The 20,709-nt window shown below is 55.3% G+C and carries 21 protein-coding genes; 15 read left to right on the top strand and 6 right to left on the bottom strand.

Features of this window, described 5'->3' with window-relative positions:
* The 7 genes from WC598_RS11995 to WC598_RS11965 form a co-directional block, all read left to right on the top strand.
* The coding region (locus WC598_RS11995; protein WP_372961742.1) for a phosphate uptake regulator PhoU at positions 1-185 on the top strand (185 nt) is incomplete at its 5' end.
* Positions 186-203: 18 nt separating this feature from the next.
* Positions 204-641 (top strand): arsenate reductase ArsC, encoded by a 438-nt coding sequence (locus WC598_RS11990; RefSeq protein ID WP_372961741.1) that lies wholly within the window; start codon positions 204-206, stop codon positions 639-641.
* A 17-nt stretch (positions 642-658) separates the two neighbouring features.
* The gene (locus WC598_RS11985) at positions 659-3,112 is read left to right on the top strand and encodes a PAS domain S-box protein (protein ID WP_372961740.1); all 2,454 of its coding nucleotides are present in this window, start codon (positions 659-661) and stop codon (positions 3,110-3,112) included.
* A 42-nt stretch (positions 3,113-3,154) separates the two neighbouring features.
* The gene (locus WC598_RS11980; RefSeq protein ID WP_372961739.1) at positions 3,155-3,523 is read left to right on the top strand and encodes a response regulator; all 369 of its coding nucleotides are present in this window, start codon (positions 3,155-3,157) and stop codon (positions 3,521-3,523) included.
* A gap of 214 nt (positions 3,524-3,737) precedes the next feature.
* Entirely contained in the window at positions 3,738-4,022 is a 285-nt protein-coding gene (locus WC598_RS11975) for a hypothetical protein (protein ID WP_372961738.1), read from the top strand.
* 10 nt (positions 4,023-4,032) lie between these two features.
* Positions 4,033-4,230 carry a hypothetical protein gene (locus tag WC598_RS11970; RefSeq protein WP_372961737.1) on the top strand — a complete coding sequence of 66 codons (198 nt, stop codon included), beginning with the start codon at positions 4,033-4,035 and terminating at the stop codon, positions 4,228-4,230.
* 28 nt (positions 4,231-4,258) lie between these two features.
* Complete coding sequence (locus WC598_RS11965; protein ID WP_372961736.1) at positions 4,259-5,425, top strand: response regulator; 1,167 nt, start codon at positions 4,259-4,261, stop codon at positions 5,423-5,425.
* A 186-nt stretch (positions 5,426-5,611) separates the two neighbouring features.
* On the opposite strand, the gene WC598_RS11960 is transcribed toward WC598_RS11965, so the two are convergent.
* Entirely contained in the window at positions 5,612-7,525 is a 1,914-nt protein-coding gene (locus WC598_RS11960) for a response regulator (RefSeq protein WP_372961735.1), read from the bottom strand.
* A gap of 589 nt (positions 7,526-8,114) precedes the next feature.
* Here WC598_RS11960 and WC598_RS11955 point away from each other — a divergent pair.
* Genes WC598_RS11955 through WC598_RS11930 form a run of 6 tightly spaced genes read left to right on the top strand, consistent with a single transcriptional unit; the run spans position 8,115 to position 13,710 of the window.
* On the top strand, positions 8,115-8,249 hold the full coding sequence (locus WC598_RS11955; protein WP_372961734.1) for a hypothetical protein: 135 nt from the start codon (positions 8,115-8,117) through the stop codon (positions 8,247-8,249).
* Complete coding sequence (katG, locus tag WC598_RS11950; protein ID WP_372961733.1) at positions 8,246-10,456, top strand: catalase/peroxidase HPI; 2,211 nt, start codon at positions 8,246-8,248, stop codon at positions 10,454-10,456. The genes WC598_RS11955 and katG overlap by 4 nt, the downstream gene beginning before the upstream one ends.
* 8 nt (positions 10,457-10,464) lie before the next feature.
* Positions 10,465-11,529 (top strand): radical SAM protein, encoded by a 1,065-nt coding sequence (locus WC598_RS11945; protein WP_372961732.1) that lies wholly within the window; start codon positions 10,465-10,467, stop codon positions 11,527-11,529.
* Positions 11,526-12,023: an Lrp/AsnC family transcriptional regulator gene (locus WC598_RS11940; protein WP_372961731.1), complete on the top strand. Its 498-nt coding sequence runs from the start codon at positions 11,526-11,528 to the stop codon at positions 12,021-12,023. The genes WC598_RS11945 and WC598_RS11940 overlap by 4 nt, the downstream gene beginning before the upstream one ends.
* Positions 12,023-12,511, top strand: coding sequence for a siroheme decarboxylase subunit beta (gene ahbB / locus WC598_RS11935; protein ID WP_372961730.1), 489 nt, complete (start codon positions 12,023-12,025; stop codon positions 12,509-12,511). The genes WC598_RS11940 and ahbB overlap by 1 nt, the downstream gene beginning before the upstream one ends.
* Complete coding sequence (locus WC598_RS11930; RefSeq protein WP_372961729.1) at positions 12,508-13,710, top strand: radical SAM protein; 1,203 nt, start codon at positions 12,508-12,510, stop codon at positions 13,708-13,710. The genes ahbB and WC598_RS11930 overlap by 4 nt, the downstream gene beginning before the upstream one ends.
* Before the next feature lie 193 nt (positions 13,711-13,903).
* On the opposite strand, the gene WC598_RS11925 is transcribed toward WC598_RS11930, so the two are convergent.
* From WC598_RS11925 to WC598_RS11905, 5 genes are read right to left on the bottom strand one after another with little or no spacing between them, the layout of a single operon-like run.
* Positions 13,904-14,191 carry a hypothetical protein gene (locus WC598_RS11925; protein ID WP_372961728.1) on the bottom strand — a complete coding sequence of 96 codons (288 nt, stop codon included), beginning with the start codon at positions 14,189-14,191 and terminating at the stop codon, positions 13,904-13,906.
* Positions 14,192-14,194: 3 nt separating this feature from the next.
* Positions 14,195-14,629: a hypothetical protein gene (locus WC598_RS11920; RefSeq protein WP_372961727.1), complete on the bottom strand. Its 435-nt coding sequence runs from the start codon at positions 14,627-14,629 to the stop codon at positions 14,195-14,197.
* A 1-nt stretch (position 14,630) separates the two neighbouring features.
* Positions 14,631-16,631 (bottom strand): ferrous iron transport protein B, encoded by a 2,001-nt coding sequence (feoB, locus tag WC598_RS11915; RefSeq protein ID WP_372961726.1) that lies wholly within the window; start codon positions 16,629-16,631, stop codon positions 14,631-14,633.
* Positions 16,628-16,870, bottom strand: coding sequence for a ferrous iron transport protein A (locus WC598_RS11910; protein WP_372961725.1), 243 nt, complete (start codon positions 16,868-16,870; stop codon positions 16,628-16,630). The genes feoB and WC598_RS11910 overlap by 4 nt, the downstream gene beginning before the upstream one ends.
* Before the next feature lie 2 nt (positions 16,871-16,872).
* Positions 16,873-17,154 (bottom strand): ferrous iron transport protein A, encoded by a 282-nt coding sequence (locus tag WC598_RS11905; RefSeq protein WP_372961724.1) that lies wholly within the window; start codon positions 17,152-17,154, stop codon positions 16,873-16,875.
* A gap of 169 nt (positions 17,155-17,323) precedes the next feature.
* Between WC598_RS11905 and WC598_RS11900 the strand changes: the two genes are divergently transcribed.
* Together WC598_RS11900 and cooS are read left to right on the top strand one after the other, a co-directional pair.
* Positions 17,324-17,770, top strand: a complete 447-nt coding sequence (locus WC598_RS11900; RefSeq protein ID WP_372961723.1) for a metal-dependent transcriptional regulator — start codon at positions 17,324-17,326, stop codon at positions 17,768-17,770.
* A 975-nt stretch (positions 17,771-18,745) separates the two neighbouring features.
* Positions 18,746-20,704, top strand: coding sequence for an anaerobic carbon-monoxide dehydrogenase catalytic subunit (gene cooS, locus WC598_RS11895; RefSeq protein WP_372961722.1), 1,959 nt, complete (start codon positions 18,746-18,748; stop codon positions 20,702-20,704).
* Positions 20,705-20,709 lie beyond the last annotated feature (5 nt).

Here is a 20,709-nt window from a genome sequence, read left to right as displayed (position 1 = left end):
ATGCCCTCCGGCACTCAATCTTCCGCGAAGGGATCACCTACATGATGGAGGATCCCAAGAACATCTCGCGCTGCACCCATTACATCATGGTGGCCCGGTATCTCGAACGCTGTGCCGATCACTCCTGCAAGATTGCCGAGAATGTCCATTACATGCACACCGGCGAACGAATCGAAATTCACTAGGATTTTACCGGGGAAGATATGGAAAAGAAGACCGTGCTCTTTGTCTGCTCGTTCAACTCAGTCAGGTCACAGATAGCCGAAGGTCTTCTCAATGCACGCTGCAACACCCGCTACCTGGCATACTCGGCAGGGGTTGCACCGGCAGGGCTGAATCCGTATGCCGTTTCTGTGATGAGAGAGATAGGTATCGACATATCTTCCCAGAGATCCAAGAAGCTGGAGATTTTTCACGGAGTGCATTTTGATTACGTGATCACCATGTGCGACGGGGTGAAACAGGCAGTAACAGGATCGATCCCCGAAGGCGCAACAATTCTCCACAGGACTTTTGTCAGTCCTTCTGAAACCCGGAAGGACAAGGCTGAGATCCTGGCAGATTTCCGTAAACTAAGGGACAAGATCAACGACTGGCTCGGAGAAATCTTCCCGGATTGTCCGGATGCCCTGCAGGAATAATTTCGGTACCCCCGATAATGAAGATCAACAGTCGCATCAGTATTATTTTATGTGTCGTTGCCTGCGCACTGCTCATCGCGCTTGTCCTGATCTCTCATTTTCTTATTTTCAGTACGCTCTCAGACATTGAACAGAAGCAGGCAACTGCGGACATGCAGCTGGTCTTAACCCGGCTGGATGGTGAAGTCGAGGATGTTGCGGCAACCTGCCGGAACTGGGCACAATCGGATGACACCTACCGGTTTATCAACGACCAAAATGACGGGTATGTCCTGTCAAATCTTGCAGAGCCGGCCCTCTTCCGCGATATGAAGATACAGTATGTTTTGTTTTACAATTCCTCGGGAAACCTTGTGTACTCCCGGGGCTTTAATCCTGAATCCGTGACGATACAGGATGTTCCGCAGGACCTGGACACCATCATCCATAACAGCATTATTCCAGGCGGGGTTCCGGGGGGTATTTCAGGGAGACGGGGCTACTCGATGCTGGATGGGAATGCAATTGTTCTTGCAGGATACCCGATAGCGTCCTCAACTCACCGGGACTCACCCCGGGGAACCCTTGTCATGGTCAGGCAGCTCGATGCCGGCCAGATCAGCGATCTGGCACAGCAGACGGAGCTGGATATCTCGCTCCACCCCGTTTCCCGGGTTGTCAATACTGACCCCCTCACCGGTATCGAAAAGAGAAAGGAGGGGGGGGCGATCCTTGTTGCGCCGGTTAACGACTCGGTTATGGAAGCGACAACGTATATCACCGGCATCGAGAATATCCCGACAAAGATCGTTGTAATCGTAAAGACTCCGCGAACATTATATCACCAGGTCCTGGCTGCCATGGGGTATGTCGTGGGGTCAATCATGGTTCTTGCTATCATCCTGATCTTCATGATCCGGTGGCCACTGAAAAAATATATTGTCACGCCGGTTCTCGCGCTCGACAAGAGCATGAAATCCATCGGCCAGACAAAAAATATCTCCCAGCAGGTAGCCGTAGAGGGCGATGACGAGATCCGATCGCTTGCCCGTTCGCTGAACCGTATGCTCGAAGAGATCCACTCCGCCCAGCGGCAGATCCATGAGAGCGAAGCCAAGTTCCGCACCCTCGCTGAAACCAGCGTTGCCGGCATATTTGTCTTCAGGCAGAAGAACCTGTACGCAAACCCGGCTGCCGAGTTACAGACCGGCTATTCCCAGGAAGAACTCGGGACTATGGACTTCTGGGAGTTCATCCATCCGGATTTTCAGGATATAGTAAAGGATCGCTGGCAGAAACGACTGATGGGAGAAGAGGTGCCTCTCCGCATCGAGTTCAAGATCATCCGGAAAGATGGCGAGGAGCGCTGGATCGATGCCTCCACGACCGGGTTCCAGTTCGAGGGAGAGCTGGCATCCTTCAGCGTCCGGGTGGATATCACCCGGCAAAAACGGATCGAAGAGACCTTGCGGATTAATGAAGAGAAATTCCGGGCCCTTACGGAAAACACGCCCGATATTGTTTTTTCTGTAGATCTCGGGGGCAGGTTTACGTATATCTCCCCCCAGATTGAGAGATACGGCTTTTCTGCGGATGAGATTATTGGAAAACCGGTACCTGATTTTGTTTTTCCTGAAGACCGGGAACAGATAGAGGAAAATTTCAAAAAGGCATGTGCAGATGGTCACGGGTCTTTTGCCCCGTTCAGGATTCTTGACAAAGGCCAGAATGTCCACTGGCTGGAAGTAAATGCTACCCGTATACTGGACCCCTCCGGAACATGTACCGGGCTGCAGGGGATGATACGAGATATTACAGAGCGCCGGAAAGCCCTTGACGCAATCACTCTTGCCAACAAGAAACTGAACCTGATGTACGACATAACCCGTCACGATATCTTAAACAAGATCACCATTTTGTTCGGCCTTATCGATATGACCAATGCGAGTTCATCCCCTTCTGATCGCGAGCAGTTCTTACGCGAGATTAAGGATGCCGGAACAGCTATCCACAGCCAGATTGCTCTCACCCGGGACTACCAGGAAGTGGGAGTCAAAGCGCCCCGCTGGAACCGTATGACTGAAGTTATCGGCAGGGCAACCGCCGGTTTTTCCAACACCGGCATTCACGTTGAAATGGATGTGGAAAACCTCGAAGTGTATGCAGATCCGCTCATCGAGAAAGTGATCTACAATCTCGTGGACAATGCCATCCGGTACGGGAAAAAAATTACCAGAATCTCACTCTCATACAGGTATTGTGAGAACGGGCTTGAACTGATCTGCGAAGATGACGGATGTGGAATCGAAGATGATGCAAAAGAAAAAATTTTTGAACGCGGCTTTGGGAACAACACGGGCCTTGGCCTCTTCCTGGCACGGGAGATCCTGGTTATTACCGGCATCACCCTCCGGGAAAATGGTGAACCGGGGAAGGGTGCGAGATTCATCCTGTCCCTTCCCAAAGGAACATTCCGGTTTGTTGAGCGATGAGAACACGGCGTGATTGATCGTTATTCGGAATGAGGAGATACCATGACAAGCGTGAAACTACTGATTGTTGAGGATGATGACATATTGGCCAGGATCATTTCCTGGAGGCTCAAAAATCTCGGGTACGATGTCTGCGGCAGGGCGGCCTCCGGTGCAGAAGCAATGGAGTTTCTTACACAGGAACGCCCGGATCTGGTTCTCATGGATATCAATATTAAAGGAGATATCGATGGGATCGAGACCACGGACCAGATAAAGAACAAATTCAAGCTGCCCGTTGTCTTCCTTACCTCTCACTCGGACGGGCCAACACTCGAACGGGCAAAAGCCACCAATCCCGAAGGTTTTATCTTGAAACCGTTCGGGGATAATGAACTTCGCGTGGCAATCGAACTTGCGGTAAAAAAATAATCCCTGTCATAAGTATGGTGAGAGAGATCATCACCTATTGTAAATACATAGTTTCTATATAGAAATTATTTTAAGTATATACTTTTAGAATAGAGTATGTAGAGTTGGACCGAATCCGGGGCGAGAGTCCGGGAGATGGCCGGGCTCATGGAGCAGGAGAATGGAATACCAACAACAGCGTGGTGACACGTCACTGATGTTGCATGGAACACCCATGAAACAATGGAGACCTGACGAGAGTATATTCGATGAATGCAGGAACCTTTTGAGAGTATTAACGCAAAAAACCGAGAACCTGGACCGGAAGCACCAGGTTGACCCGGATATCGCAATACATATCCAGACCATGGGATCAACGCTTGCAGCCCTGACCGATCTTATCAACAAACTCGATCGCCAGTCTCAGACTTCGCATGTACCGGAAATCATCAAAGATGCCCGGGGGTTCACCTACCAGTCAGTCCGGTCCTGCGATCTTGACCGGATCAGCGATAAATAAGGAGTGTATCATGGAGTGTATCCACGAGAGGAAAAACACCGGCTCCGCATATGGGATACGATATGGCGAAGGTCTGTCTGAACCCGGGCCTATGCACCCGGAGGATTTCAGGGCACACCTTGCATGGGTGACCGCGAAGCGATGTGAGGAGCAGGGAATGGGAAAAATCCCCTCAGAAAATCCGGCATATTACCGGAGGCTCGGATAATACCGGACCCGGTGCCTGAGGAGAGGAAATGCCAACCCGCGTCTTCATTGTAGAGGATGATGAGATCATAACTCACCTGATTTCAGAAATCCTCGCCATGAAAGGCTATGCCATAGCAGGTTCCGCGGTATCCGCAGATGAAGTGTTTTCAAAAATCCCTGCAACGCCGTGCGACGTGATCCTGATGGATATCGGCCTCAAGGGAGATGCCGATGGCATAACCGTTGCCCGCATCCTCAGTACCAGGATCCGGACCCCGATCATCTTTGTGACCGGCCAGTTCGACGATCAGATCCTGGAGCGGGCCAAGACCCCCAACACGTACGGCTACATCATCAAACCCTTTACGGCAAACGACCTCTGCTCCAATATCGAGATTGCACTCTTCAACTGCCGGCTCCGGACAGAGCCGCTTCAGGAACCGGTGGCCGCAGCTGCCGTAACTATCAAACCGGAATCTGTTACACAATGTTCAACGGTTTCGGAGATAACGGTGCAGACCTGTAAGCACACCAGAAAGGAAGGACTGAAACAGCTCTACGATCATGGGATTCATTACCAGTCCAAAGGGAATTACCCGCGTGCCCTGCAGTACTTCATCGAAATCCTGGAACAGGATCCAAAGGATGTTTCCATCTGGGCGGAAAAAGGAGATGTTCTCCAGAATATGGGAAGGGCGGCCGAGGCGCTTGCAGCCATCGATATGGCCCTCAGCCTTGATCCGGCAAACGAGTATGCCCTCTGCAAGAAGAGCCGGGTCCTCTGCAGCATTGGCCGGCACGAGGATGCCCTGGCCGTGACAGAGATAGCCCTTGGAATTACCCGGGATACCCGCGCTCTTCTTGTCGAGAAAGGGATGGTCCTGCACGAACTGGGAAGAAATGAGGATGCGATCAGGGTCCTGGACCATGCGATTGAAATGAACAAGAAAAACTGTTATGCTCTTGGGGCAAAAGGCCGGATCATGGGAAAACTTGGCATGAACAGGGAGGCGCTTGCAGCATTCGGAAAAGCGCTGAATATCGAGCCGAAGAATGTCTCGCTCTGGATGGATCTCATCCGGCTCTTTGAGCAGAAACGGAATTACCATACGGCCTTAAATATCATCCAGATGGCTATTGAGAAAAACCCGGAGAATGAGATCCTGGTCATGAAGCGGGATTGCATTCTGAACAAGACAATTCCCGTCTCGTAACGTTACTGTTTTTGTCAAAGAACCTTTTTTCCCTTGCAGATTTTTTCGCTGCATTCACGATAATGCGGGGTTGACAATTCCTTAATGGGAATGCTGACCTGACGCCGGTACCGGGCAGAATCATTACAATGTCCGGAATGGTTCCTGAACGGTGAAGTGTAAAAAGGAGATGGATTGGTTGCCTGCTCAATCTTCTGCAATGAGCACCGGCAACCGGTTCCCGTAATCCTGGGATCCGGTAACGGGCTTAACCAGCCGGTAATTGCCAGAAGGAATAGAAATTTCGAATCGTGCACCTTTCCGGAATTCCCCGGTCTCCCTGATAGTCATTCCCGTAAGAGAGAGTATCTCCCGGGTCAGGAAGAGACCGAGACCGGTATTTTTCCCGTACCCGCGCTCAAAGATCCGGTCCTTCTCCCCGCTCGCAATACCAATTCCGTTGTCTTCAATGATTATCCTGAGGTCCTCGCCAACGCGGGCACACGAAAGCCGGATCCGGGAGATCCCTTCGCCATACCGGAGGGCATTATCGAAAAGGTTGTAGAAGACCTTCTCCATCATCGGGTCTGCATAGATCTCGACATTACGGATCTCGCACTGGAACGGAACCGACTGCAGGATCTGCGAATGTGCCCGGCCTGAGATCTCGTCCACCCGGTACCACCGGGGAGAGTCTGCCCCGAGCTTATCGTACTCCTTGGTAAATTCGATCTGTTTCCAGATATCATCGATAGCTTTCTGTTGTTTTCCAAGCATCGCACGTACGGGGGGATCGACAATCTGATTCTGGAGGAGCTCATTGTAACCCGAGAGCGCGGAGAGTTTATTTAAGATATCGTGGCGGGTAATCCCAAACAGAATGTTGAGTTTTCTGTTTGAGAGGGTAAGAGCATCCTCGTTCTGTTTTGCCCGGGAAAGATCCCGGATAACCACGACAAGAACCTGGCGGCTTCCGATGCACGCCGGGGATGCGGAGATCTCACACGGGAATACCGATGTGTTCTTTTTTCGCTGGAGATGGATTCCGATCTCGTGGGGAGGCTTCATGATCTCACCTATTTCCGGCCCGGCCTCTGCTGACAGGTTGCACAAGGTCAGGGAAAGCATTTCGTCCCTCCCATACCCGTACAAGCCGGCTGCTGCCGTGTTGAGATCAAGAATCCCAAGCGACTGCGGATCAACAAGCAGAAGCGGGCTGTCTGCGGCATGAAACACCGTACGGTATTTTTCCTCACTCTCACGCATCAGACTTGCATTCGTTACCAGTTCTGCATAATTTCCCTTCAGCTCATTTTCGGCTGCAGAGATCTGCTCATAGGCTGCACGCAATTCCAGTTCAGTCCGGTTCTGGCCGGTGATGTCCCGGTAACTCCAGACCCTTCCGACAATCCGGTTACCAACCTTCTGGGCCTGTGAGAACCTGCGGAAGATCCGCCCGTCCCGGCAATGGAGGATATCGTAACTGCCGGACTCCGGGTTGTTGCGGATCTCCGCGAGTGGCTTTTCAAATGCCGCAAAATCGGCAACCTGATTGCGGATATGTTCAATGAACGCCGGTTCTGTTTTAGTGCCATCCGACCCTTCAGCCAGGTTCCACATCTGGAGGAACTTCTGGTTGAATACGGAGATGGATCCTTTAGAATCCACAACAATGATGCCATCGGCTGTTGCTTCCAGGGTGGCTTTGAGGAGCGAGTTGGAGGTTTCCAGCGCACGCTCTCCCAGCCTCCGTTCAACGGCAATCCTGACTTTATGGATAAGCTCGGCAAACTGGCTTTTGATCTCCCCGCCTTTCTGGAGATAGAAATCCGCACCGGAATTGAATGCATCGATGACGATCTCCTCGCGGCCCCGGCCGGTAAAGATGATGAAGGGGGTACGGTTACCCCGGGATCGGAGATCCTTCAAAAAATCGATGCCATTCCTGACCGGCATCTCGTAATCAGAGATGATCGCATCATAATCATTCTGTTCAATGAGCTGCAATCCGGCATCAACGGATTGTGCTGTGTCCACCGATATTTTTCCCATCTGGCCAAGAAACATCTGGCAGATATCGAGCAGACATTCCTCATCATCAACATACAGGACGTGAACCATGAACAACTCCGGGAATCTGTTTCTGATCAGACTGAGCCGGCGATATCAATATAGTTTTTCATCAGATTATATATTTATATCAATTAACTATAGAGTTATCGGAGGGGCTCAGAAAAAATTACTTCCGGTTGTAGTACACGCGATCCCGGTGTCCATCCACGTCCAGAGTATCCCGTTCTATTAACGCAAACGGCCGGGAGACCGGTTTCCCCGGACTTCAGGACAGATTCTGGCGGGTACTCGATTACCTGAGACAGGATCGAAATACGCCCGATACGGGCTCCGTTTCCCTGTTTCATACTCCGACCCCCAACGGAAAACCCCGGAAAACGCCCCGTTTCGGTTCGCGTGGAAAAGAGGCCCAGATATCGCACGGATTTTAAAAATACGGCTGGAATCGACCTCGTAGAATGGCCTTTACCTTGCATAGAATCGATACCATTTTTACCCGTATTTTCGTCCATCCGGCACCCGGAAATGCCAACAGAACGCGAATATGAGGGTCGTTTTTCCGGCATAGGCCGGTTTTCGGGCACCCTAACCATATATTTATTGCCCCACTTCTCCCACGGAAGGATTGTGACAGACCATGGCCTGGAAGATCCTCGCTACCGATCAGGACGTTCCTGTCAGTGACCGCCGGAACATCCTCACCCCCGGGCTGTATGGTCCTGCTCTTCTTCAGGATATCCCCCTGATCGAAAAACAGGAGATGATGGTATGACAGACAACAGTACATGTCCGGTAACCGGCAGATCACATAATCACGCTGCCAGCAGAGGCACATCGAACCGTGACTGGTGGCCAAATCAGCTGAACCTTAAAATCCTGCACCAGCACCCGCCGTTGTCCAGCCCCATGGGCACGGGTTTCAACTACGCTGAAGAGTTCCGGAGCCTTGACCTGGCTGCCGTAAAGAAGGATCTGCGGGTGTTAATGACCGACTCGCAGGACTGGTGGCCGGCGGACTTCGGCCACTACGGGCCATTCTTCATCCGGATGGCATGGCATTCCGCCGGCACGTACCGCACCGGGGACGGTCGCGGCGGCGCCGGTGCCGGCCAGCAGCGCTTCCCGCCCCTCAACAGCTGGCCCGACAACGCAAACCTCGACAAGGCTCGCCGGCTCCTCTGGCCGATCAAGCAGAAGTATGGCAGGAAGATCTCTTGGGCCGACCTCATGATTCTTGCAGGAAACGTAGCCCTGGAGTCGATGGGCTTTAAGACATTCGGCTTTGCCGGCGGCCGCGAGGATGTCTGGGAGCCCGAAGAAGACGTGTACTGGGGTGCAGAGAACACATGGCTGGATGACAAACGCTACTCCGGCGACCGGAATCTCGAAAAACCGCTTGCCGCCGTGCAGATGGGGCTGATCTACGTCAATCCGGAAGGCCCGAATGGCAACCCGGATCCGATCGCAGCGGCAAAAGATATCCGCGAGACCTTCGCCCGCATGGCCATGAACGACGAAGAGACGGTTGCACTCATAGCCGGTGGACATAGTTTTGGCAAAACCCACGGCGCCGGCCCAGCGTCCCATGTCGGGCCTGAACCTGAAGCAGCGGGGATCGAGGAGCAGGGCCTTGGCTGGAAGAGCAGCTTTGGCACCGGTAAAGGTGGTGACGCGATAACGAGCGGCCTCGAGGTCACCTGGACCAACACGCCAACGAAGTGGTCCAACAATTTCTTCCGGATCCTGTTTGGCTATGAGTGGGAGCTGACAACGAGCCCGGCCGGTGCGCACCAGTGGAAACCAAAGGGTGACGCAGGCGCCGGCACGATTCCGGATGCCCACGACCCAAAGAAGCATCATGCCCCCACCATGCTGACTACGGATCTTTCCCTGCGGTTTGATCCCGCCTATGAAAAGATCTCGCGGCGCTTCTTTGAGCACCCTGACCAGTTCGCGGATGCGTTCGCCCGGGCATGGTTCAAGCTGACGCACCGCGACATGGGTCCGCGCTCACGCTATCTCGGCCCGGAAGTTCCTGCCGAAGATCTCATCTGGCAGGACCCCATCCCTAAAGTCGATCACAAACTGATTGATGCCCATGACATCGCCTCCCTCAAGGGGAAGATCCTGGCATCCGGCCTGTCGGTGCCGGAACTGGTCTCGACGGCCTGGGCATCTGCGTCAACGTTCCGAGGCTCCGACAAGCGCGGCGGTGCTAACGGCGCCCGCATCCGTCTGGCGCCCCAGAAGAACTGGAAAGTCAACCAGCCGGCCCGGCTGGAAAAGGTGCTTAAGACCTTAACGAGCATACAGGATGCGTTCAACAGGGAGCAGTCAGGAGGAAAGAAGATTTCGCTCGCGGACCTGATCGTCCTGGCCGGCTGTGCAGGCATCGAACAGGCTGCGAAGAATGCCGGTCACAATGTGACGGTTCCCTTCACAGCGGGACGCATGGATGCCCTCCAGGAGCAGACTGATGCAGCCTCATTTGCCGTGCTCGAACCGATCGCGGATGGCTTCCGCAATTACCTCCGTGGCCAGTACACCATGCCGCCCGAGGCGTTGCTTGTCGACAAAGCACAGCTGTTAACGCTGACCGCACCGGAGATGACGGTGCTTGTCGGCGGCATGCGGGTGCTGGATACCAACTTCGGGCAGACCCGGCACGGCGTCTTCACCAGGAAGCCGGGAGCCCTCACCAATGACTTCTTTGTAAACCTGCTCGACATGGGCACGGAGTGGAAGCCGGTATCGGACAAAAAAGAGATCTTTGAAGGCCGCGATCGCAGGACCGGTGAAGTTTGGTGGACCGGCACATCTGTTGATCTCATCTTTGGTTCCAACTCCCAGCTCCGGGCCCTGGCGGAAGTCTATGGAAGTGCGGACTCCAAGGAAAAGTTCCTGCACGACTTTGTTGCAGCCTGGACGAAAGTAATGAATCTTGACCGATTTGATCTGGCAAAGGGACCAAAACATTGAGAGGTGCAGTGAATGCACCGCGTATCATCTCGTGGAACATCACCCTCAGGTGCCCCCTGAAGTGTTCCCACTGTTACGTGGATGCGGGCGAGAAGGAAGCAGCCGGAGTGCTCTCCACCAGGGAGGCATTCGGTGTTGTCGACCAGATCCGGGCAACGGGCACGCCCGTTGTTGTGCTGAGCGGAGGCGAACCCCTCCTCCGGGAAGACATCTATGAGATCGCACGGTACGGAACGGATCAGGGACTCCGGATGGTCATGGGAACCAGCGGGTACCTGATCGATCAGGAGACTGCGAAAAAACTGAAGGGAGCGGGAATCAGGGCGGTGGCCATCAGCCTGGATTCAAGCGACCCGATGGTCCACGACTCGTTCCGGGGTCTTCTCGGAGTATGGGAGAGAGCTGTTGCGGCCATCAGGAATTGCCGCAATGCAGGACTCGCCGTCCAGATCAATATGTCGGTGATGCGGTCTGCCATCAGCGATGTTGAAGAGGTCATCGGGCTCGGGACATCCCTTGGCGTCCGCGATTACCAACTCTTCTTCCCGATACCAACCGGTCGGGCCCGGCAGACCGGGCCCAAAAGCCCGGAGGAGTATGAGGATCTGATCCGGCAGATACTCATCCGGTACCGGGACAGCGACCTCAACATCCGCCCAACCTGCGCCCCGCAGTTCCGCAGGATCGCAGATGAGCTGGGCATACAAAACCCGGCATGGGGACGCGGCTGCCTTGCCGGTATCACCTATTGCCGGATTTTTGCAAACGGGGATGTCACCCCCTGCCCGTACCTGCCGGTCAGTGCCGGGAATGTCCGCACAACCCCGTTCTTTGAGATCTGGAACAATTCCGTACTCTTCACCGCACTCCGGGATCCGGATAGGCTTGCGGGGAAATGCAAAAAATGCGGTTTCAAAACAAGCTGCGGCGGATGCCGGGCCCGGGCGTACCGGCGGGAGGATGCAGCCTCCCCGCTCTGGTGCGACGGGCTTGCAATGCCGGAAGCGGCCAGCGGGGAATGTTGCGGCGAAGATCCGTGGTGTCCGTACCAGCCCGGGGATGTGACGCCATGAGCAGCCCTCTGCCGGACCCAACCGACCTCGCAATCCTCAATGCGCTCCAGGACGACCTCCCGCTCGTATCCCGGCCATGGAATGCAATTGCAGAGCAGCTTGGAATTACGGAGACGGAGATGATCGACCGCATGAACAGGCTCATGGGTGCAGGAATTATCCGGGGCATCTCTCCCGTGCTTGAATCCCGGCATCTCGGCCTGCATGCCGCAACCCTGGTTGCCCTCCATGTGCCGGAAGAGCGGCGGGAGGAGATTGCAGATATCATCAGCAGTTGTCCGGAGGTGTCCCACAATTTCCAGCGGGACCATTACTATTCTCTCTGGTTTACGATAGCAGCAAAGGACGATGCAGGGATCCATGCCGTGCTTGAGGAAATTTTAACGCGGGCTGGGATCCCGCCGTCCGATGCCCTCGATCTGCCGACCGTAAAAAAGATAAAAATCGATGTGAGGTTCTCGTTCGTACCCTCACAGACCAGGGAGATTACCTGATGGATCCGATTGATGTTCATTTGCTCCGGGAACTGGAGCAGGGCCTCCCGTTCGTTGTAGCCCCCTTTGAAGAGATCGGAAAGCGGCTGGGTATCAGTGAAGAGGAAGTACTGGAACGGGTCCGTCGCCTCAGGGACGCGGGCATAATCCGGAAATTCCGGGCCCGCATCGACCAGCGGAAAGTGGGTATTACCGCAAACGCCCTTGTGGCGTGGAGACCGGCAGGATCCGGCAATGCTGATATCGGAAAACTTCTTGCAGCATTTCCCTCGGTAACGCATTGTTATGAGCGCAGGCCGGTACCGGGCCGGTGGGAGTACACGCATTATACCGTGCACCACGGGTACAGCATGGACACGGTGCAGGAGGAGGTCCATGCCATTGCAGAACAGACCGGATGCCAAGAATATGCAATCCTCTTCAGCACCCGCGAGTTCAAGCGGGTGCCGAATGTGCGGATGAGGGAGAACGGAGGAGGAGTCTCATGAACCGGATCACACAATGCATGCACGGAAGGGGAACCGTAAGCGGAGTAATGCGGCACCGCCACAAACCGCAGGCAGAAGTGCCCGGTAATTTTCTTGCATTCTCCGAAAATTACCGGCCGGTGGTCTTCTGGAATCTCACGAACCGCTGCAACCTGAGCTGCACCCATTGTTACAGCAAGTCAGGACCTGGAAAGACTGCGGTGTGTGAACTCACAACCGCTGAGGCGCTGAAGGTTATCGATGACCTTGCGGATATGGGGGTTCCGCTCATCCTGTTCACCGGTGGCGAGCCCCTGATGCGCAAGGATATCTGGGAGCTTGCGCAGTATGCCGGAAACCGTGGCCTCAGGATGGCCCTCAGTACCAATGGTACGCTCATCACACCCGATATTGCCCGCAGGATCAAAGAATCCGGAATCGAATATGCCGGAATATCGCTGGACGGAGCACGGGCAGAGACGCACGACCGGTTCCGGAATTCCCCCGGGGCGTTTGGACAGACCCTCAACGCCTTCGCTGCCTGCAGAGAGGCCGATCTCCGGTGCGGGGTCCGGGTCACGCTCACGAAGGAGAACTGCCGGGAACTCGAAGCCCTCGTGGATCTATCGCTCTCGCTCGGAGCCTCCCGGTTCTGCCTGTACTGGCTGGTACCAACAGGACGGGGAAGCGATTCATATGCCCGGCTGCAGCTTGACCGGAACGAAGTGACACCGGCACTTGATCTTCTGTACCGGAAAGCAAAGGAGACCGATCCCGCAGCAATGGAGTTCCTGACGGTCGATGCCCCGCAGGATGCAATCCACCTGCTCGCGTCCATGGAAAAGGATGGATCAGAGGATCTCGCTGATGCCCGCAGGCTGCTGGAATCCTTAAAAGGCGGCTGCAGTGCCGGAACCCGGGTGGCAAATATCGATGCGCAGGGCAATGTCTATCCCTGCCAGTTCGCCCGCTCACCGGAATTTCTTGCAGGCAACATCAGGGACCGGCCATTCAGCGGGATCTGGTCGGATGGAACAAATCCCGTTCTTGCCCAGTTCCGTAACAAGGATGCCCGGTTCGGGGGCCGGTGCGGGGCGTGCAGCTACCGCGATCTCTGCGGCGGCGGGTGCCGGGTCCGGGCGCATGCGGCTGACGGGGATTTCCTGGCAGAAGATCCATTCTGTTTTCTGGGAACAGACAACTCCGGGGATCCGGGATAAAAAAACGCTTCAGTCTTTTTTTTGTGTTTCCAAACAAGGGGAACATAAGATACCGGGCGGCCCGATTCATATCTGCGATTCAGGCACGAGGTAAAAATCGTTCCTTACGGAGTCCTTCATAAACGATAATCAACTGATACCCCGCCCCTCTGAAGACAAAAAGGGAACCATGGCAGAATATCTCCCGGAAAAATCAGGCACTCCCGGCATCCTGTGCAAGCCGCTCTCCTTTCTGCGTCAGGGTATACAGGACCGGCACCGGTGCACCCTCTCCCTTGCTGCACGAGGAACAGCAATACCCGCAGCTGCAGCCCGGGCCGGGAGCCGGATCTTTTTGCCGGGCAAGGTAGCCCTGTCGTTCCATAAGGAAAAGCCGGTCTGCCAGCTGTTCGCGGGTGATCCCCATCCGGTCGGCAATACCGGAGAGAGTGACACTGCCCGACTGGATCATACGGGCTATCGATACGATCGTTCCCGCCATCCGTTACGCCCCCGCAAGGTCGGACAGGAAGGCCCGCCCCCAGACAAACAGCCCGGCAGCCGGCCCGATGCCAAGATACAGCATCGGGACCAGGAGCCGGATCGGATCCCAGGTCTCCCCTTCCCCAAAGAGGAGGATCCCGGTTCCCTGCACCCCGAGCGAGAGCAGGGCGACTGCGGCAAAAACCACGGACAGGACCATTCCTATTATGAGGAAGGCCGGGCCGTCGGCCGATGTGCGGGAGAGTTCGCGGTACGCGAACAGGAATACGGCACCGATAACACAGAGCACAAAACCGGCTGCCGGATCGGACGGGATACCGGCCTGGCCGGTCAGGCCGTCAAGTGCAGGAATCACCGAGCCGATCATCACACTGCCAAAGGCCAGGTACAGGATGCCGAAGACTGCAGCAAATATCCTTTTTCCAGAGTATGCCATTTCAGATCCCTCCAAGCAGATAGTACCCGAGACGGGTGATGACGAACGCAACGATATACGCGACCGTAAGCCCGTAGATGACCGAGAAGCCGGTCCACTTCCAGGAGCCGGTCTCCTTTCTTATCACCGCAAGGGCAGCAAGGCAGGGGAGGTAGAGCAGTACAAAGGCCATCAGGGCAAATGCCGTAACAGGCCCGAGGTGCGGATCTGCCAGCAGTGCGCTTGAAAGCGTTCCGCCGTCTTCTCCGGTCCCGTAAAGGACGCCGAGCGATCCGACAACAACTTCCTTTGCAACAAAGCCGAAGAGGAGCGCAACGGCGATCTTCCAGTCAAAGCCCAGCGGGGCTGCGAGCGGCTCCAGCACGTGCCCGATCATGCCGGCAAAACTTCCGGCACTGCCGTATTCGACCCCGAAGGGAAGCGACGCAAGGCCCCAGACAATGAGTGCCCCAAAGAGGATGACGCCTCCGGCTTTCCGGATGTACATCGAGCCCCGGTCCCACATGTGCACAACCGATGTTGCGAGGGTGGGGAGCCGGTACGGCGGCATCTCCATCAGGAACGGAGCGGGTTTACCGGGAAGAATGGTTTTGCGGAACAGCCATGCAGAGCCAATCGCGACCGCAATCCCGAGCACGTAGAGGAGAAAGACCACGGTTCCCGCATGAGCCGGGAAGAATGCGCCTGCCAGGAGGACGTACACCGGAAGGCGTGCCCCGCAGGACATGAACGGGTTGATCAGGATCGTGATCAGCCGGTCTTTTGGGTCCTCGATCGTCCGGGTGGCCATGATGGCCGGGACATTGCACCCGAACCCGATCAGCATCGGGATGAAGGATTTGCCCGGGAGGCCGATGGCGTACATCAGCCGGTCCATGACGAACGCAGCCCGGGCAAGATACCCGCTGTCTTCAAGCACCGAGAGGAGGAAGAGCAGGATAAAGATGTTGGGAATGAAGACGAGGATAGCTCCCATGCCTCCGATGATGCCGTCCCCCAACAGGGAGCCGAGCCATGCGGGTTCCATGCCGGAACCCGCGAGTCCTGCACCGTAACTCATCGCCGCTTCTATTGCGGCCGAGAACGGGGCGGCTGCGGCAAACGTCAGTTCGAACGCCCCCCACATCAGTGCAAGGAAGATCGGGATGCCAAGATACCGGTTCGTTATCACCCGGTCGATCAGGTCGGAGGAGTTCATGGTCCGGACGCACGTGGTGCAGACCCGGGGGAGGAGTGCAGAGATCACCTCGTACCGCCGGTCCGCCATCGCCGCCTCGGTTTCCGCAGTGTCGATCTTTGCAAGTACCGTGAGGGCGGCTTTTCGTGCAGGACTCAGGGCAATCTTTTCTTCGGCATTCTCGTCCCCTTCCAGGAGCCGGATCGCAAGCCAGCGGGGAGGATACCGGGCGATAAGCGCGGGATCCGTTTTTAACACGGCGACAAGTTCTGCAATACGGCGTTCAGTTGCATCGTCATATGCGATCGCCTGCTCGTGGTGCGGTGAAGCTTCAGATTCATTGATGACCGTCCGGAGAAGTTCTTCGAGCCCCTCGCTCCTGCTCCCGACGGTCCGGATGGCAGGGATCCCGAAGAATTTTTTCATCATCATCCGGTTGATGGCAGTGCCGTTCTTCTCGGCCATGTCCGACATGTTGAGGGCGATGACGAGCGGGACTTCCAGTTCCATGAGCTGGGTCGTGAGGTAGAGGTTTCGTTCGAAATTGGTGGCGTCTACAACGTGCACGACAACATCGGGTTTCTCATCGATGATGTAGTCGCGGGCTACCACTTCGTCTGCGGAGTACGCGGTCAGGCTGTAGGTGCCGGGAAGATCGATTATCTCGATCTCATACACCCCAGTGCGGGTGTATCCGCTCTTCTTCTCAACGGTGACCCCCGGCCAGTTCCCGACCTGCTGCCGGGAGCCGGTGAGGGCATTGAAGATCGTGCTCTTCCCGACATTCGGGTTGCCGGCAAGCGCGATCCGGATTTTTTTCTTCACTGCACCTTCACCCCGGTCCTGCCAACGAGGATCTTCATTGCCATTCCTTTCGAGAGAGCGTAGCGGCTTCCTGCAACCGAGACTATCAGCGAGCCCCGGTCTGCACAGACCACCGTCAGCCGGCCTGACGGGTGGATACCCATGGCAACGAGCCGCTTGAGCATTCCGTCCGCTGCCCGGATACCGGCAACGGTTGCTTCCGTCCCGGGCTCGAGGAAGGAGAGCGGTATGGTCTCCATAATTACCCGCCCCCGGGGATTACCGAGATGAGCCGGGCCTCCTCTTTCCGGAGTGAGAGAAAGTAGCCTTTCACCCGGTACTCGATCGGGTCTCCGAGCGGGGCTGACCGTACTGCTTCAACAACTGCACCCGGGACAAAACCCAGGGCAAAGAGCCGTTTGCGGACCGGGCCCGGTACCGGAACCGAAACCACGCGGCAGGTCCCGGGGGGAATGACCCGGTCGAGCGTAGTGACGATCTGGCCCGGTGCCGATTCTCCCGTTTTCTTTTCTGATAATTCCATGGAAACAGATTGTCAGTTCGGTTGGGATAACGGGAACCCGAACACCCTTCGGCACTCCTGGCTTTGGTCGAACATTGTTAGGATTCGTGCTCAAATCCGAAATTCCTGCATGGAAAATTGAATTTAGGGAACCCGAAATATTAAAATGCCGGACCGCCAAGATGTATGCATGCACTCGCTGAGCAGAAAAGCGGAGGATTACCTTGAGGCGATCCTGAACGCTTCTTCGGAAAAGGGGTATGCCCGGACCCGGGACATAGCCCGGGAGCTCTGCATCCAGCCGCCAACGGTTGTGGAGATGGTCCAGAAGCTGGACAAGCTCGGCATGATCACGTACCGGAAGTACGATGGGGTCACCCTCACTGCGGAAGGGAGGAAGGTAGCCGAAGTAATCAGGGATCGGCACGAAACGCTCCGGGCATTCCTGGAGATCGTTCAGGTTCCCCATGCCATAGCAGAAAAAGACGCCTGCATGATGGAGCACGAGCTGCACCCGGAGACTATCGAGCAGCTCCGCACATTCATCGCCTTCTGCCGGGAAAATCCGGAGGCATTGTCAGTCATGAAACATTTTGCATCCTTCACGAGCACAAGACAGATCAGATCAACCCCGTAAGTATCTTACGGAGACGTTTTTTTATTTAAAAAATTTCTTTCCTGTCATCAGCTCATCATCTGTCGGGCCGGCCGGTATCGCTGAAAGAAAAACCAACGGCAGATCTGAATATTTCTCCCGGTGCATGCCGTTACTCCTGCAACCAAAAGATCTTCTGAAGGCAGGGATGCTGAAAAAGAGTATGGGTATACATTGTCGAAAGAGGCGGGTACGGCCGGTGTTTGGCAGGCGGTCTGCCCCGCGTGAAGTTGGTGCGTGATGGATTTTTACTGGCACGGCAGGGGATTTCCCGGTTCACCTCCGCTGCGGTATGCAGATGAGGGTGAGGATTTTTGCAGTCCGTTGCAACGCTGCGCAGTGCGGGCACCGGATGCGGGAGACTGCAGGCTCCGGATGGAGCTTCTCGACCCGAAGGTATTGTTTGCGAGTATGTTCATGGCGTTTCTCCAAGTGCAGATCCGTACCGTTGGACGGTAACAGTCTGCCATACTCCTCTCTCATTTTTGGTTGTTATCAGATTTGGCCGAACTGTGTGAGGATTGGTGCGGGTAGCCGAAAATGTACTTGTTACCTTTCCCGCAAAAACCCTCATGAGCTCTGAAATGAAGGCGGGAGCTTTACGATAGTGTACCCGGCAGACCGGTCAGGATGCAGGGTCCGGGCATATGTGGTACAAGGGGATTTTCTGCCGGGAGTCCCGTTCTGCCTTGTTATACAAGATGAGGTTCATTGTCCCCGGATAAAATACGTCATATACGGGCTCCGTTTCCCCATTTCATAATCGGGCTCCTGCCGGAAAACCGCGTAAAACGTCCCGTTTCGGTTCACCCTTCTTTTTCCTGGGATATACAAGAGTTTTGCTGAATCACAATTTTTTAAAGAAATACGGTTACAGGCCGAGTAATCTGGTACGAGACGTGGTGTTATATACACCGAAAACAGGATTACAAGATATCCAGAATCATGGTGAGTGAGATGGCAGAGGAACCAAAACCCCAGCTGATCCGGGAGAAGCTCGATGTCTGCGAGCTCGACAGGGCGAGAATGTCCCTCCTGAACCCGGCATTGATCGAGCAAAAGAAACATGAACGGACCACCGATGAGAACGCAAAACCCGTTCTTGACCTGATGATGCGGGAGGGCATTGAGACGGTCTGGGACCGGTTCGAGATGCAGCAGCCACCCTGTAAACACTGCGAAGCCGGCACATCCTGTTCGCGGTGCACCATGGGGCCCTGCCGGATCATCCCGCCCCATCGCATCCGGGGCGTCTGCGGTGCCGATGCAGACTTAATCGTTTCCCGGAACCTGCTGGACATGATCGCAACCGGAGCCGCAGCCCACTCGGATCATGGCCGCGATATTGCCGAGACACTGTATCTTCTTGGTACCGGCAAAACCAAAGATTATGAAATTGCCGATAAGGAAAAACTCCTGAGGATCTGCACGGAATATGGTATAAAAACAGACGGTAAGACACCGGAACAGCTCGCAGCGGAACTGGCCGGCGCCATGCTCGACGAGTACGGCATGCGGAAGAACACGCTCCAGTTCCTCAACCGTGCCCCGAAAGGGACCCGGGAGATCTGGGATACCCTTGGCATCTCTCCCCGGGGGATTGACCGGGAAGTTGTGGACTCGATGCACCGCGTCCAGATGGGAGTTGGTGCCGATTATGTCAATATGCTGATCCAGGGGCTGCGCACTTCGCTTTCTGATGGCTGGGGCGGTTCGATGATCGGGACAGAAGTCTCCGATATACTGTTTGGTACCCCCACGATTTCCAGTTCGAAGATGAACCTCGCAGTACTCAAATCGGATCACGTGAACATCTCCGTGCACGGCCACAACCCGGTGCTCTCCGAAGTGATGGTGAGGGCTGCCGATGATCCTGAGCTCACGGCACTTGCACTGAAGTACGGTGCAAAAGGAATCAACCTTGTAGGGATGTGCTGTACCGGTAATGAACTCCTCATGAGAAAGGGAATCCCGATGACCGGCAACCATCTCAACCAGGAGCTGATCATCGCAACCGGCGCTCTTGAAGCAATGGTCGTGGACTACCAGTGCATCTTCCCCTCGCTTCCCCGGACCGCGAGTTGTTATCATACGCAGATCATCTCCACAAGCTCGAAAGCCACGATCCCGGGGTCGTTCTTCTTCGACTTCCACGCAGAGAATGCCTATCTCACGGCAAAGGCAATCATGCGCATGGCAGTCGAGAACTTCAAAAACCGGAATCCCCAGCGGGTCCTTATACCGGGAGAGCCTGTCCCGGTCATGGCGGGTTTCTCTACCGAGGCTATCAAGAATGCACTTGGCGGCTCATTCAAGCCGCTCATCGATCTTATCGTTGCCGGGAAGATCCGTGGGGCGGTTGGAATTGTCGGGTGCAACAACCCGCATGTGAAACATGACTTCGGGCACGTGGTACTGGCAAAGGAACTCATCAAAAGAAATATTCTCTGTGTCGAGACCGGCTGCGCTGCAATCGCATCGGGAAAAGCCGGTCTCCTCCGGCCCGAAGCGGCCTCGCATGCAGGTGATGACCTCAGGGGCGTCTGTGAATCGCTCAAGATACCGCCGGTGCTCCACATGGGCTCGTGTGTTGACAACTCCCGTATCCTTGTGCTCGCGGCAGAAATCGCAAACGCGCTCAATGTCCCTATCCACAAACTGCCTATTGCCGGTGCTGCGCCCGAATGGTACTCGCAGAAAGCGGTTTCCATAGGGGCGTACTTCGTTGCGTCCGGGGTCTACACGGTGCTTGGCGTAATGCCCCACATAGCGGGAAGTCCTGCAACCGTCTCGCTCCTCACTGAGGGACTCAAGGACGCAGTGAAAGCGAGTTTTGCAGTTGAGCCCGATCCGGCAAAAGCGGCGGTGCTCATCTCGGATCATATTGAACTCAAGCGGACCGGGCTTGGGATATGAGCGGG

It is taken from the genome of Methanoregula sp., assembly GCF_041645475.1.
In the GTDB taxonomy this organism is placed as follows: Archaea; Halobacteriota; Methanomicrobia; order Methanomicrobiales; family Methanospirillaceae; genus Methanoregula.
The sequence above is the reverse complement of the archived record's forward strand: the minus strand, read 5'-3'. Positions and strand labels throughout refer to the sequence as shown.

Bases quoted from the DNA above. Each gene is read 5' to 3' on its own strand.
- WC598_RS11910 (WP_372961725.1), bottom strand. From the start codon at position 16,870: ATGGAGACCATACCGCTCTCCTTCCTCGAGCCCGGGACGGAAGCAACC.
- ahbB (WP_372961730.1), top strand. From the start codon at position 12,023: ATGGATCCGATTGATGTTCATTTGCTCCGGGAACTGGAGCAGGGCCTC.
- WC598_RS11930 (WP_372961729.1), top strand. From the start codon at position 12,508: ATGAACCGGATCACACAATGCATGCACGGAAGGGGAACCGTAAGCGGA.
- WC598_RS11900 (WP_372961723.1), top strand. From the start codon at position 17,324: ATGCACTCGCTGAGCAGAAAAGCGGAGGATTACCTTGAGGCGATCCTG.
- katG (WP_372961733.1), top strand. From the start codon at position 8,246: ATGACAGACAACAGTACATGTCCGGTAACCGGCAGATCACATAATCAC.
- WC598_RS11940 (WP_372961731.1), top strand. From the start codon at position 11,526: ATGAGCAGCCCTCTGCCGGACCCAACCGACCTCGCAATCCTCAATGCG.
- WC598_RS11980 (WP_372961739.1), top strand. From the start codon at position 3,155: ATGACAAGCGTGAAACTACTGATTGTTGAGGATGATGACATATTGGCC.
- WC598_RS11975 (WP_372961738.1), top strand. From the start codon at position 3,738: ATGAAACAATGGAGACCTGACGAGAGTATATTCGATGAATGCAGGAAC.
- WC598_RS11905 (WP_372961724.1), bottom strand. From the start codon at position 17,154: ATGGAATTATCAGAAAAGAAAACGGGAGAATCGGCACCGGGCCAGATC.
- WC598_RS11960 (WP_372961735.1), bottom strand. From the start codon at position 7,525: ATGGTTCACGTCCTGTATGTTGATGATGAGGAATGTCTGCTCGATATC.
- WC598_RS11990 (WP_372961741.1), top strand. From the start codon at position 204: ATGGAAAAGAAGACCGTGCTCTTTGTCTGCTCGTTCAACTCAGTCAGG.
- cooS (WP_372961722.1), top strand. From the start codon at position 18,746: ATGGCAGAGGAACCAAAACCCCAGCTGATCCGGGAGAAGCTCGATGTC.
- WC598_RS11985 (WP_372961740.1), top strand. From the start codon at position 659: ATGAAGATCAACAGTCGCATCAGTATTATTTTATGTGTCGTTGCCTGC.
- WC598_RS11920 (WP_372961727.1), bottom strand. From the start codon at position 14,629: ATGGCATACTCTGGAAAAAGGATATTTGCTGCAGTCTTCGGCATCCTG.
- WC598_RS11970 (WP_372961737.1), top strand. From the start codon at position 4,033: ATGGAGTGTATCCACGAGAGGAAAAACACCGGCTCCGCATATGGGATA.
- WC598_RS11965 (WP_372961736.1), top strand. From the start codon at position 4,259: ATGCCAACCCGCGTCTTCATTGTAGAGGATGATGAGATCATAACTCAC.
- WC598_RS11925 (WP_372961728.1), bottom strand. From the start codon at position 14,191: ATGGCGGGAACGATCGTATCGATAGCCCGTATGATCCAGTCGGGCAGT.
- WC598_RS11955 (WP_372961734.1), top strand. From the start codon at position 8,115: ATGGCCTGGAAGATCCTCGCTACCGATCAGGACGTTCCTGTCAGTGAC.